Raw genomic sequence first — 12352 nt, forward strand, 5'->3', positions numbered from 1 at the left:
AAAGTTCTATGGTAAACTTGTACGAGGTATCAATGATGGCCTTCTCTATAAAGAAATACCCAAAATCAAACTTTTTAAAAGGAGAGACTTTTATGTTTCCACAATTAACGAAAGAATTAAATCCAGGGGAAGTATTAGTAGAAATGAATACAACGCTGGGGAGCATTAAAATTAAGTTATTCCCGGAGCATGCACCCAAAACAGTTGAGAACTTTTTAGGACATGCAAAATCAGGCTACTACAACGGCATTGTTTTCCACCGCGTTATCACGGATTTCATGATTCAAGGTGGAGATCCAACTGGTACGGGCATGGGTGGACAATCCATCTGGGGCAACTCTTTTGAGGATGAATTTAATGAAAACCTATTTAACCTGCGCGGCGCTCTTTCCATGGCGAATGCAGGCCCGAATACAAATGGTTCTCAATTTTTCATCGTGCAAATGGCACACACGCCAAGCAATATGATTGCACAAATGGAACAAGCGGGTTACCCAAAAGAAATTATTGAAGAATATGCAAAGAATGGCGGTACGCCATGGCTGGACTTCAAACATACTGTTTTTGGCCAGGTTGTTGAAGGAATGGACATTGTTGACAAAATTGCGAACGTTGAAAAAGATATGCGCGACAAACCGGTGGAAGATGTTAAAATAGAATCAATTACTATAATTGATTAAACTTGGAAAGAAGTGTGAGCCATGAGTATCCTTTATTCAGGATTTCTTTATTTCCCGGAGGACAAGACAGCTTATATTCCTGCCGCGATTGAATTTCTGATAATTTTGCTATTATGCATCGGTGCATTTATGCTATTTAAACACCTATCCAAAAAGCAAGAGATGAAAACAAAAGCACTGGAAGAACGCGTTTTGCGGGAAAGACAGCAGCAGATGTCAAATCATCAATCACATTCTTAGAAGAAAAAAGGTTGCCTCCAATAGTTTTTAGGACGTTGGGGACAACCTTTTTTGATTATAATTGTGGATATTGAAAGGAAAACTATTACACTAATGCTCTCTTAAATCGCTCCACGCCATCTTTTACTGTTTCAAGAGGGCAGGCAACATTCATGCGCAAGAAGCCTCTTCCTGCTTCGCTGTATTTCGTACCTGGTTCGATTGCCAGTTTTCCTTTTTCAAGCATACGGTGCATTATTTCACTTTCTGAAAGGCCCGTTTCACGGTAATCAATCCAGATTAAATAAGTGGATTGCGGTTTAACAACTTTAATGCCATCCAATATGTTTAAGTGTTCTACTACATAATCCATATTGCTGGAGACATAAGCCGTCATGGCGTCCACCCAATCTTCTCCTTTTTCATATGCTGCTCTTACAGCTGCAGCAGCGAGCACGTTTAAATCGTCACGGCCATGGGCTTGTTTATCTTTGTTTAATTGCGCACGAAGTTCGTTGTCGGGAACTACCATGATGGCTGCATGAACTCCAGCGATATTAAATGTTTTTGTTGGAGCGATACAAGTGATGATTTTTGCTTTGTCGGCATTTTTTACCGTCATCGTTGGAATGTGCTTATACCCTTCGAAGACGATATCGGCGTGGATTTCATCCGAAATCAGCAATACATCATATTGGATGCATAGATCAACCAGTTTCTCCAAATCTTCTCGTGACCACACTACTCCGCCGGGATTATGGGGACTGCAAAGAATATAAACTTTCACACCTGCTTTGAATTGCTCTTCAAGGGCTGAAAAGTCAAATTTATATGAACCCTCTGCGGCCACTAATTGACATTCGATTACTTCGCGCTGTTGAGCTGAAGGAATGCCGAAAAATGCAGGGTAAACCGGTGTAGAGATGCAAATTTTGTCTCCTGGTTTTGTAAATGTTTCAAGAATGGTTGCCAGTGCAGGAACCACCCCTTGATGGAACATCAATGTGTTTGTCTCGATGTGCCAATTATGGCGGCGTTCAAACCAGCCTTGAATGGCATTTTTGCATTCATCGCTTACATAGGAATAGCCGAAAATCGGGTGATTCAGGCGTTCTGTGATTGCGTCCACAATCACTTGCGGAATCGCAAAATCCATATCCGCTACCCACATCGGCAGAATCTCCGAAGCATCTTCTACATTATATTTTAGTTTTAAGCGTTCTTTGAATTGATCCCACTTTAAACTATTGGTATTTTTACGATTATGCAACTCATCAAAATTAAACAAAATCTATCACTCATTTCTTTTTATTCTTGTTTATAATATAATAGCATACGATAAAGTAAAAATAGGGTGAAAACTTTGGATAATATAATAATGAATAAAACAGCGGTTGCACTTTTGGAACAATGGGATCCTTTCCACATTGGGGAGAATGGCTATGACACCGAAACGGCGGATGTGGTAGCGGCACTTCAAGAAATCGATGATCCAAGCCAGCTTGCCAAGGTCATTCAGCAAGTCTATGAACATTCTTTCGAACAATGGATTCCTTTTGAAAAGTGTGTTGAAATTTCATATAAATTGATTGCGATTAAATTCGAAGCCAAATGTATCGTCTAATGTAAACTGCACTTATAGCAGCCAAGACGAAAAGGGTTTTCTTTTTATTAATGGGATGAAGCATCTATCGGGAGCTCTCATTAATAATGGGAAGCCTTTTTTTATTGCAGTGTTTGGTGTGAAACCGCCCCTCTAAATAAATGTGATTGTAATAAGGTGAATCTTTGTTCGCGTAGTGCACATATGTTATAATTTAACATGACATTTACGTAGATACAGAAAGTAGGAACCATTTTATGACAAAAAAATACGAAGTAGGTGAAGTTGTAACCGGTAAGGTAACTGGCATACAGCCTTATGGAGCGTTTGTTGCTTTGGATGAACATACACAAGGACTCGTTCATATTTCGGAAATTACGTATGGGTATGTAAAAGATGTTGCCGATTTTTTAAAGGTTGGTGATGAGATCGAAGTCAAAATCCTGGATATTGATGATCAATCTGAAAAAATCAGCTTATCTACTCGTGCACTGCAAGAAGCACCGCCTCAAAAGAAAAAAGAGCAAACAAGAAAATCATTGCAAGACCGAGTTGATGAAAGTGATGCGAATGGTTTTAAATCTTTAAAAGACAAACTGCAACAATGGATCGACCAATCCGGACAATAATGAAAGCGCAAGCGCCTTATTTAGCCCCGGTCTTTCCGGTTTTCAGCCGTGGACAGACCGCGACCTAAGACCAGGCTGGCGGTAGTTGCTAGACAATAAAAAACAAAAGGGACTGTCTCAAAGACAGCCCCTTATTTTTTCAGTTTTCGCAGCCGATATTGAAGGTTTTGCCTGCTCATTCCCAGGGCTTGCGCGGTTTTCGTAATATTGCCCTCGTACATATGAAGCACATTTTGCACATAATAATTTTCTGCTTCTCTTAGATATTCATCCAAAGGCAGAAGTTCTTTATTTGATTGAACGATAAAGAAGTGGGGTTCTCGTGTTGCTTCGGCTAATTGAAGTACTTTAAAACGGAAGTGCAACGGAAGCATTTCGTAAGTGACAACTTTTTCATTCGTAATCATCGAAGAAATTTCATCCAACAATAACTCCAGTTCCTTTAGATTTCCTGGCCAATCATATTGATGGAATAAATCCATCACATCCTCAGCCACGCCTTCAATGTGGGAAGCAAAACGCTCGCGGTGCCGACTAAAATAATCATTCACAAATGGCTTAATATCTTCTTTTCTCTCCGCGAGCGGCGGAATATAAATAGTAAGCGATGCAAAATGATAATATAACTCTTTTAAAAGCTGGCCATTGCCGATTAATTCAACCGGATCGTCGCCAATGCTTCCGATCACCATGTGGCTTTCATGATGGATCTCATTCAGTTTCTTCAATAACATTTGCTGCATGGGAATGGATAAAAATTCGATGCGTTCAAAGAAAAAAGTATACGCTTTATCATTCCCTAAATATTCTTCCAGTTTCTCCAGAATGGAGTGGTTCTTCCTTCTGCTAAATAAAGGTACAAACTCGTTATTGGCAGGCTTTAATTCATGATGTATGCTTTCTGCAATCATATCTTTTCCAGTTCCGGATTCACCTACCAACAAAACGGGTAATTTAGCTTGAGAAGCCTTTTTTGCGCTTTCGATGACCGATTTCATTTGGTCGGATACTGCGGTGATGATGTCAAAGGTTAATGGCTCGCCGTAACGTCTTAACGGTTGATAAACAAGTTTCTCCAAGGACGTTATATCGCGCGCAAATTCAATTGCTCCAATGATTTCACCTTGATCATACAATGGATAAGTATCGTTGATGGTAGTAATTTCATGGCCATCTTTGTTCCAATAAGTCTGCTTCACATTCAGTTCCTTTTTTCCTGTCTGCAGGACCCGAAGCAGGGTGCTGTCATTTTGCCTGAAAGCAAACAGTTCCAGGATGGAGCGGTCTGAGATATCTTCAATATTAAAGCCTTCGATTTCTTTCATTTTGTTGTTATATAGTATCGTCTGCCCATTGCGATCAATAGCATGAATGCCCACAGAAACATGTTCAACTGCAGATTCATAAAACTTTATCATCTCTTTTATTTGTACTCCCATGTTGTGCACCTCGAGAAATTTGACAATTTTGATAATTAGCGCTTGAAAAACGCAACAATCTTTTGCATTATTATATATAGAAAGTTAAAAATAGTGCAAATATTTTTTGCACTAATCAATTGTTCATGCTACACATACTATTAGTATTATTTTAAGGAGGGTTTTTGAATGATTCCGTATAAAAGTGAGCCATTAACAGATTTTTCAATTGAAGAAAATCGTCAAGCTTATTTAGAAGCATTGAAAACGGTTGAAAGTGAACTTGGTCAAGAATATCCATTGATTATTGGCGGAGAGCGTATTACAACTGAACAGAAAATCACTTCTTATAATCCATCCGATAAATCGCAAGTAGTAGGGTTTGTGTCAAAAGCCAACCAAGAATTAGCCGAAAAGGCGATGCAAATTGCCGATTCAACCTTCAATACATGGAAAAAAGTAAATCCCGAAGTTCGTGCAGAGGTGTTGTTCAAAGCGGCAGCTATTGCTCGTCGCCGTAAATTTGAACTTTGTGCATGGTTGACAAAGGAAGCAGGCAAGCCATGGGCACAGGCAGATGGTGATATTGCGGAAGGAATCGACTTCCTGGAATATTATGGACGTCAAATGCTGGAGCTTGCAAAAGGGAAACCTTTGGCTGAAAATCAAAATCAAATTAATAAATATACTTATATTCCACTAGGGGTAGGGGTAGTCATCTCACCATGGAACTTCCCGTTCGCCATTATGGCAGGAACGACTGTAGCTGGGGTAGTAACAGGAAATACGGTGCTGCTTAAGCCGGCATCAACAACTCCTGTCATTGCATATAAATTTGTGGAAATTATGGAGGAAGCAGGGCTTCCGGCAGGTGTCATCAACTATATTCCGGGTTCGGGAGCAGAAGTTGGGGACTACCTGGTGGATCACCCTCGCACGCGCTTCATTAGTTTCACGGGTTCCCGTGATGTAGGTTTGCGCATTAACGAGCGGGCTTCGGTTTTAAATGAAGGTCAAATCTGGATTAAGCGAGTCATTGCTGAAATGGGCGGCAAAGACACAATTGTAGTGGATGACCATGCCGATTTTGAACTAGCTGCCCAGTCCATCGTAACAAGTGCTTTTGGTTTCTCGGGCCAGAAATGTTCCGCATGTTCACGTGCGGTAATCGTGGGTGATCAAGCATATGAAACCGTACTGAATCGTGTGGTTGAATTAACAAATGAATTAATCGTTGGCGACCCTGCGAACGGAGAAACATTCGTCGGGCCGGTAAATGATGCGGGGGCATTCAAGAAAATTACGGATTATATTGAGATTGGCAAAGGGGAAGGGCGTTTGGTGGCAGGCGGCAATGCAGATGATTCCAAAGGCTATTTTATCCACCCGACCGTATTTGCGGAAGTGGACCCTCAAGCTCGTATCATGCAGGAGGAAATCTTCGGTCCTGTTCTTGCCGTAACGAAAGCAAAGGACTTCGATGAGGCAATTGATATTGCCAACAATACTGAATATGGTTTAACTGGCGCGGTGCTTTCAAATAACCGTTTCCACTTGGAAAAAGCTCGTGAAGATTTCCATGTTGGCAACTTGTACTTCAATCGTGGATGTACGGCGGCAACTGTTGGCTACCAACCGTTTGGCGGATTCAACATGTCGGGTACAGATTCCAAGGCAGGCGGACCGGACTATTTAACACTTCATATGCAAGCAAAAACTGTCTCTGAATCTCTATAATTTACAACAGCAGAAAAAGAGTATAATAGCAGGCGTTTAGGCGTCTGCTTTTTTTAAAAGCAATTAATGGAAAAGGCGCATATTTTTATGTAGAATGTTAATAATTTAATCATTCATATTTATCTTTCTAATTAATTTGAATTGATTCAAAAATGTGAAGAGAATAATAACCAAATAAGATTTAAAGTATGTTACAATGTTTGCGATTAAACAAATATAACTATTTTAAAGAGGCGAATAAAATGGCTGAAAATTTAAATCTTTTTACATCAACCCAGGATGTCATTAAAGAAGCATTGAATAAGCTTGGCTACGATGAAGCGATGTATGAATTGTTGAAAGAACCTCTTCGGATGCTGCACGTTCGCATCCCCGTAAAAATGGACGATGGTACAACACAGGTCTTTACTGCATACCGGGCACAACATAATGATGCGGTAGGCCCGACAAAGGGTGGAGTTCGTTTCCATCCAATGGTGAACGAAGATGAAGTAAAAGCGCTTTCTATGTGGATGACATTAAAATGCGGAATCGTTGATTTGCCTTATGGCGGAGGTAAAGGCGGTATTATTTGTGATCCGCGCCAAATGTCAATGCGTGAACTTGAACGTTTGAGCCGTGGCTATGTGCGCGCGATTTCGCAAATCGTTGGGCCGACAAAAGATATTCCGGCTCCGGACGTATTTACAAACGCTCAGATAATGGCATGGATGATGGATGAATATAGCCGCATGGACGAATTTAACTCTCCAGGATTCATTACAGGGAAACCGATTGTGCTGGGTGGATCTCAAGGACGTGATCGCGCCACGGCAGAAGGCGTTACGATTGTAATTGAAGAAGCTGCAAAGAAACGCGGTATTGATATTAAAGGTGCACGCGTGGTTATTCAGGGATTCGGTAATGCCGGAAGCTTTTTGGCTAAGTTTATGAGTGATCTAGGCGCGAAAGTTATTGGCATTTCTGATGCACATGGAGCCTTGCATGATCCAAACGGCCTGGACATTGATTACTTGCTTGATCGCCGTGATAGTTTCGGTACCGTTACGACTCTTTTTGAAAATACGATTACGAACCAAGAATTGCTTGAGCTTGATTGTGATATTTTGGTTCCGGCTGCGATTGAAAACCAGATTACGGCTGAAAATGCACATAATATAAAAGCGAACATTGTAGTAGAAGCGGCAAACGGCCCTACTACTTCTGAAGCAACGAAGATTTTAACTGACCGAGGAATTCTATTGGTTCCGGACGTATTGGCATCTGCCGGTGGGGTAACAGTATCTTACTTCGAATGGGTGCAGAACAACCAGGGGTACTACTGGACAGCCGAAGAAGTACGTGAAAAACTTTACAAAAAAATGGTCGATGCATTTGAGAATGTGTATACAACAGCCACTACACGCAATATCAATATGCGATTAGCAGCATATATGGTCGGTGTACGCCGCACAGCGGAGGCATCCCGTTTCCGCGGTTGGGTATAATCCACATCGCCTTATGCATTTCAAAAGATTTATATTTTCAACTTTGTTAAAATTAGCTATGTAAAGAAACTTCTTTGCATAGCTTTTATTTTTTTGAAAAGGGGAGTCAGGATTGAATAACTTTTCATTTTACAATCCAGTGCGTCTGCATTTTGGAAAAGGGCAAATTGAGCAATTAAAACAAGAGCTGCCGAAATTTGGACGAAATATTTTAGTTGTATATGGCGGCGGAAGCATTAAAAAGAGTGGCCTCTATGATGAAGTAATGGCAATTTTAGAGGAATTAAAAATGAACGTGTTTGAAATTGGCGGGGTTGAGCCTAATCCAAGGGTTGAGACAGCTCGAAAAGGGATTGAAATATGCAAGAAGGAATCGATTGATTTGATACTGGCTGTCGGCGGCGGTTCGGTCATAGATTGTACAAAGTTAATTGCGGCCGGCGCCAAAATTGATGAAGATGCTTGGAATATTGTAATTAAAAAAGTGCAAGTGACTGATGCCCTTCCGTTTGGAACTATTTTAACACTTGCCGCTACAGGTTCAGAGATGAATTCTGCGTCAGTTATTTCGAATGAGCAGACAAAGGAAAAATACGGTTGGGGCAGTCCTTATGTTTTCCCGACATTTTCAATTCTTGATCCAACTTATACATTCACTGTTCCTAAAAATCACACGGTTTATGGCATGGTGGATATTATGTCCCATGTATTTGAACAATATTTCCATGATGCAACGAATACACCGGTTACCGATGAAATGTGTGAAGGGGTACTGCGCACGGTAATTAATACAGCTCCGAAATTACTGGAGGACCTTGAAAACTATGAGTTGCGCGAAACCATTTTATTGGCGGGTACAGTCGGTTTAAACGGCTTTCTTTCAATCGGGTCGAGAGGAGACTGGGCAACGCATAATATCGAGCATTCCGTTTCGGCAGTATATGATATTCCACACGGCGGCGGCCTTGCAATCATTTTCCCGAATTGGATGAAACACAACGTTTCCGTCAACCCTGAGCGATTTGCACAACTTGCTGTACGAGTATTCCATGTAAATCCGGATGGAAAATCGGCTGAACAAGTAGCCCTAGAAGGGATTGACCGTTTAAGAGAATTTTGGAATTCCATAGGTGCTCCAAGCCGTCTAGCTGATTATGAAATTGATGGCTCTCAACTGGAAGTACTGGTTGAAAAATCGATGGTAAACGGACCATTCGGGAGATTTAAAAAGCTGCAAGCAGAAGACGTTCGAACGATTCTTGAAATGTCGCTTTAATTTCAGTCAGTAGAAGTTTCCTGCTTCTATAAGAAGTGTAATCAATGGAAAGTGTAAATGATTTCAGTAGGGTTGAATACTGAGTGAATGAAGTTAATGCCCCAGGCGGATGTCACAGATTTTTAATGGAATGTTAAGAGGAAGTTAGCCTAAGGTCGTCGCGTCCTACGACAACGGCTAACTGACCTGCATCGTGCAGGCCTAAGCTTGATAATAATCTGGACACAATACGCTAGGCGCATTCAATNTGATAATAATCTGGACACAATACGCTAGGCGCATTCAATATATAATAACCCTTGTGCAATATGGATGCACAAGGGTTTTAAATTTACCTCTTATTCGTTTCGTCTATTAATATTTTCTTTTCCTTGACTGGATGCTTCCATTCGGTTATTCCATCCTCTTCGTCAAAGGATAAGGTAACTTTGGTTACGCCCTTTTGGCTCATGATCAATTTGATTAAATGATCGCGTACATCATCCAAATAGGCAAGGGACTGATTTGGATCTGTTTCGGCAACCAGATCTACATGCAAAAATTCGCCTTCTTTTATAACTTCCAGACTTCTGATATCAGTAATGTGCGGATCTTCCATAACCATATTTCCGATATGCACTTGCATTTCCTCATCATTCTCTCCAATAGCCCCGCGCGCATTATCCAGGAATACACGCCCTACTACATAGAACATCATGAGACCAATAATCATCGATACGAGACCTTCAAGTGCATGAAAGCCGGTAAAATAAGCAATAATGATTGCAAGAAAAGCAAGAATATTACCGCTCGTAGCGACTAAGTCTTCCATCCATACAAGCTTCGTGGCAGGTTTTGCCCGATTAAGATATGCAACGGATTTTGGAATGGCAGCAAGACCGGTTTTAGTTTGACCTGCTTCGTGCAGTACTTCTTTTGCTGCTTTATGAAGGACGAATCCTTCTAAAACAAACCCGAGGAATAAAACGCCTAATGCAATTAGTATACCGCCTGATTGTTCGGCAGGATGCATAAAATGATGCCAACCCTCTTTAACGGTTTCATAAGAAAGGATAGCCACGATTAATACGGCACCTAAACAAACTAAGTTTACGACACGACCAAACCCATTTGGAAATCGTTTCGTCGGTGCCTTTTTTGAAAGGGCCGATCCGATAAAGACGAAAAATTGGTTCGCAGCGTCTCCAAGCGAGTGCATCATCTCTGCGAACATCGCAACATTTCCTGTAAAGAAATAGGCTGCACCCTTAATGATGCCTAAAAATAAATTAACGAATGCTGCAACGAGTGAGGGTTTATTACCGCTCTTTAATAATTTGAAAAAATCGCCCATTGGTACCTCCATTAACCCAAGCTTTCAAGCTCGATTTTTTGTACATACGGTAGTGTGTGCAATATTCGGTAAATTGATATAGTATCTTTGCGAAATAATGTAGAAAATCGAATATCCACTTCAAATAATATTTGGTCGGATGAAATCGGAATGTCTTTTATGCGGATGTTTTCTATATACATTTCATTTTCCTTCATGAATGTAAGAAGGTTTTGAACGTTCTCTTCTTCCGTTAGCCTCGCTTTAAGAACCAGTTCTTTCATTCGCAGTCTTCTGGGACCAATTTTTAATAAGAAGGGAGCAATCAGTTCGATTCCCAAAACTACTATGACAACCGTGACGAAGGCTTCCAAATAAAATCCTGCACCCACAGCTATACCAATTCCCGCAGCACCCCAAATCATTGCTGCTGTTGTTAAACCTGTTATACTATCATTGCCTTTTCTCAAAATAACACCGGCCCCTAAAAATCCAATGCCGCTCACGATTTGTGCTGCAAGGCGAAGGGGGTCCATCGTAATATTAATATCATCACGTGCTGGTGTGGTATAGGCAGTTTCTATAGAGATAATGGTCAGCAAACAACTAAAGGTAGCAATGACTAAACTGGTTTTCAGTCCTACCGGTTTCTTTTTTAATTCCCTCTCAATGCCGATTATTAAACTTAATGTGGCTGCGATAATCAATTTAATGATAATTTCTATAGATAAAGCTTCGTTCAAGAAAACAATATCCAATTTTTCCTCCCCCTTTTTTCTTGTTGATAATGTTGTTTAAAAATGAAAGAATGTAATACGAAGTTCTTGCTAATTACTATATCAAAAATATAAATACGAGGTTTTATAAAAATGGAAACACCTAAAGTACACCCCTATATTCCAATTATAATTGGGGTAATTTCAGTATCATTATCTGCCATCATGGTAAAGTTGGCAGAAGCAGAGTCAGGAGTAATCGCATTTTATCGAATGTTTTTCTCCATCATAATCATGAGTCCGCTATTTTTTTATAAATATTTTCATGAATTAAAAGCATTATCGAAAAAGGATTGGGTTTTTTCTTCAATCGCCGGTATTTTTTTGGCGTTTCATTTTATTTTATGGTTTGAATCGCTTAATTACACATCTGTAGCGAGTTCGACTGTTCTTGTTACTTTACAGCCGCTGTTTGCGTTTATCGGAACATATTTTTTCTTTAAAGAGAAGATTTCGATTAAAACAATTGCTTCTGGTGTGATTGCAATTTTGGGTAGCTTTTTAATAAGCTGGGGTGACTTTAAGGTTAGTGGAAGTGCATTATACGGTGACATGCTCGCCTTGATCTCATGTGCTCTTATTACTGCCTACTTGCTTTTCGGTCAAGATGTTCGAAAGCGTATCTCATTAATTACGTATACGATGGTAGTGTATTTGGTTAGCACAATTTGTTTGTTTTTTTATATGCTTTTAAAAGGGGAGTCATTTGGCCCTTATCCTGCTTCTACCTGGATGTGGTTTTTATTGCTTGCAATTATTCCGAACCTATTGGGTCACACCTTATTTAATTGGGCTGTGAAATACGTTAGTACAAATGTTATTTCTGTAGCGATCTTATTCGAACCAATAGGGGCTGCGATTCTAGCTTACTTTGTATTCTCGGAGAAATTAATTGCAACCCAAGTAGCAGGCGGTATTATTGTTATGTTGGGATTAATGTTTTTTATTATTGATCTGAAAAATATCAAGAATTTATTTAGAAAAAAAGCTTGATTAATAAATTGATATGTTATATAGTATTACTTGTCCTCAACAAGACAACCTTTTTTAGAAGAGTGTTTCGAAAAAAGTTATTGACTGCTTAGTGAGGATGAGTTATACTATTAAAGTCGCTGTTTAAATGAAGTGGTTGTTTTTCTTGACCTAAATCATGAAATGTGATAAGGTGTAAAAGTCACTTTTAAAAAGCGGTATAAATGAACCTTGAAAACTGAA

General features: G+C 40.0%; 12 protein-coding genes. 8 read left to right on the forward strand and 4 right to left on the reverse strand.

The annotated features are described in order from the left end of the window. Positions 1-92 precede the first annotated feature (92 nt). Both D1B33_RS10605 and D1B33_RS10610 read left to right on the forward strand, forming a co-directional pair. On the forward strand, positions 93-680 hold the full coding sequence (locus tag D1B33_RS10605) for a peptidylprolyl isomerase (RefSeq protein ID WP_118876355.1): 588 nt from the start codon (positions 93-95) through the stop codon (positions 678-680). Positions 681-701: 21 nt separating this feature from the next. After that, positions 702-920: a hypothetical protein gene (locus tag D1B33_RS10610; RefSeq protein ID WP_118876356.1), complete on the forward strand. Its 219-nt coding sequence runs from the start codon at positions 702-704 to the stop codon at positions 918-920. Positions 921-1005: 85 nt separating this feature from the next. Here D1B33_RS10610 and D1B33_RS10615 read toward each other — a convergent pair whose 3' ends face one another. After that, entirely contained in the window at positions 1006-2187 is a 1182-nt protein-coding gene (locus D1B33_RS10615; RefSeq protein ID WP_118876357.1) for a MalY/PatB family protein, read from the reverse strand. Positions 2188-2262: 75 nt separating this feature from the next. Between D1B33_RS10615 and D1B33_RS10620 the strand changes: the two genes are divergently transcribed. Both D1B33_RS10620 and yugI read left to right on the forward strand, forming a co-directional pair. After that, entirely contained in the window at positions 2263-2523 is a 261-nt protein-coding gene (locus tag D1B33_RS10620) for a DUF1871 family protein (protein ID WP_199677393.1), read from the forward strand. Between the two features lie 236 nt (positions 2524-2759). Further along, complete coding sequence (yugI, locus tag D1B33_RS10625; RefSeq protein WP_118876359.1) at positions 2760-3131, forward strand: S1 domain-containing post-transcriptional regulator GSP13; 372 nt, start codon at positions 2760-2762, stop codon at positions 3129-3131. A gap of 131 nt (positions 3132-3262) precedes the next feature. Here the strand turns inward: yugI and D1B33_RS10630 are convergent, their stop codons facing one another. Continuing rightward, the gene (locus tag D1B33_RS10630) at positions 3263-4570 is read right to left on the reverse strand and encodes an AAA-type ATPase lid domain-containing protein (RefSeq protein WP_118876360.1); all 1308 of its coding nucleotides are present in this window, start codon (positions 4568-4570) and stop codon (positions 3263-3265) included. Positions 4571-4738: 168 nt separating this feature from the next. Here D1B33_RS10630 and pruA point away from each other — a divergent pair, with 168 nt between their 5' ends. The 3 genes from pruA to D1B33_RS10645 all read left to right on the forward strand — a co-directional run bounded on the left by pruA (position 4739) and on the right by D1B33_RS10645 (position 9049). After that, positions 4739-6286: an L-glutamate gamma-semialdehyde dehydrogenase gene (pruA, locus tag D1B33_RS10635; protein WP_118876361.1), complete on the forward strand. Its 1548-nt coding sequence runs from the start codon at positions 4739-4741 to the stop codon at positions 6284-6286. Between the two features lie 242 nt (positions 6287-6528). Beyond that, entirely contained in the window at positions 6529-7773 is a 1245-nt protein-coding gene (locus D1B33_RS10640) for a Glu/Leu/Phe/Val family dehydrogenase (RefSeq protein WP_118876362.1), read from the forward strand. Positions 7774-7885: 112 nt separating this feature from the next. Beyond that, entirely contained in the window at positions 7886-9049 is a 1164-nt protein-coding gene (locus D1B33_RS10645) for an iron-containing alcohol dehydrogenase (protein WP_118876363.1), read from the forward strand. Positions 9050-9380: 331 nt separating this feature from the next. On the opposite strand, the gene D1B33_RS10650 is transcribed toward D1B33_RS10645, so the two are convergent. Beyond that, on the reverse strand, positions 9381-10382 hold the full coding sequence (locus D1B33_RS10650; protein ID WP_118876364.1) for a cation diffusion facilitator family transporter: 1002 nt from the start codon (positions 10380-10382) through the stop codon (positions 9381-9383). Positions 10383-10393: 11 nt separating this feature from the next. After that, positions 10394-11119, reverse strand: a complete 726-nt coding sequence (locus D1B33_RS10655; RefSeq protein WP_407656724.1) for an MgtC/SapB family protein — start codon at positions 11117-11119, stop codon at positions 10394-10396. A 111-nt stretch (positions 11120-11230) separates the two neighbouring features. On the opposite strand from D1B33_RS10655, the gene D1B33_RS10660 reads away from it, so the two are divergent. Next, complete coding sequence (locus D1B33_RS10660; RefSeq protein WP_118876365.1) at positions 11231-12130, forward strand: DMT family transporter; 900 nt, start codon at positions 11231-11233, stop codon at positions 12128-12130. Positions 12131-12352 lie beyond the last annotated feature (222 nt).

The sequence above is a fragment of the Ureibacillus yapensis genome, from assembly GCF_003515775.1.
Taxonomy (GTDB): domain Bacteria; phylum Bacillota; class Bacilli; order Bacillales_A; family Planococcaceae; genus Ureibacillus; species Ureibacillus yapensis.

Excerpts from the sequence above, each read along its gene's own strand:
- D1B33_RS10605 (WP_118876355.1), top strand. The coding sequence starts at position 93 with ATGTTTCCACAATTAACGAAAGAATTAAATCCAGGGGAAGTATTAGTA.
- D1B33_RS10610 (WP_118876356.1), top strand. The coding sequence starts at position 702 with ATGAGTATCCTTTATTCAGGATTTCTTTATTTCCCGGAGGACAAGACA.
- yugI (WP_118876359.1), top strand. The coding sequence starts at position 2,760 with ATGACAAAAAAATACGAAGTAGGTGAAGTTGTAACCGGTAAGGTAACT.
- D1B33_RS10630 (WP_118876360.1), bottom strand. The coding sequence starts at position 4,570 with ATGGGAGTACAAATAAAAGAGATGATAAAGTTTTATGAATCTGCAGTT.
- pruA (WP_118876361.1), top strand. The coding sequence starts at position 4,739 with ATGATTCCGTATAAAAGTGAGCCATTAACAGATTTTTCAATTGAAGAA.
- D1B33_RS10640 (WP_118876362.1), top strand. The coding sequence starts at position 6,529 with ATGGCTGAAAATTTAAATCTTTTTACATCAACCCAGGATGTCATTAAA.
- D1B33_RS10650 (WP_118876364.1), bottom strand. The coding sequence starts at position 10,382 with ATGGGCGATTTTTTCAAATTATTAAAGAGCGGTAATAAACCCTCACTC.
- D1B33_RS10660 (WP_118876365.1), top strand. The coding sequence starts at position 11,231 with ATGGAAACACCTAAAGTACACCCCTATATTCCAATTATAATTGGGGTA.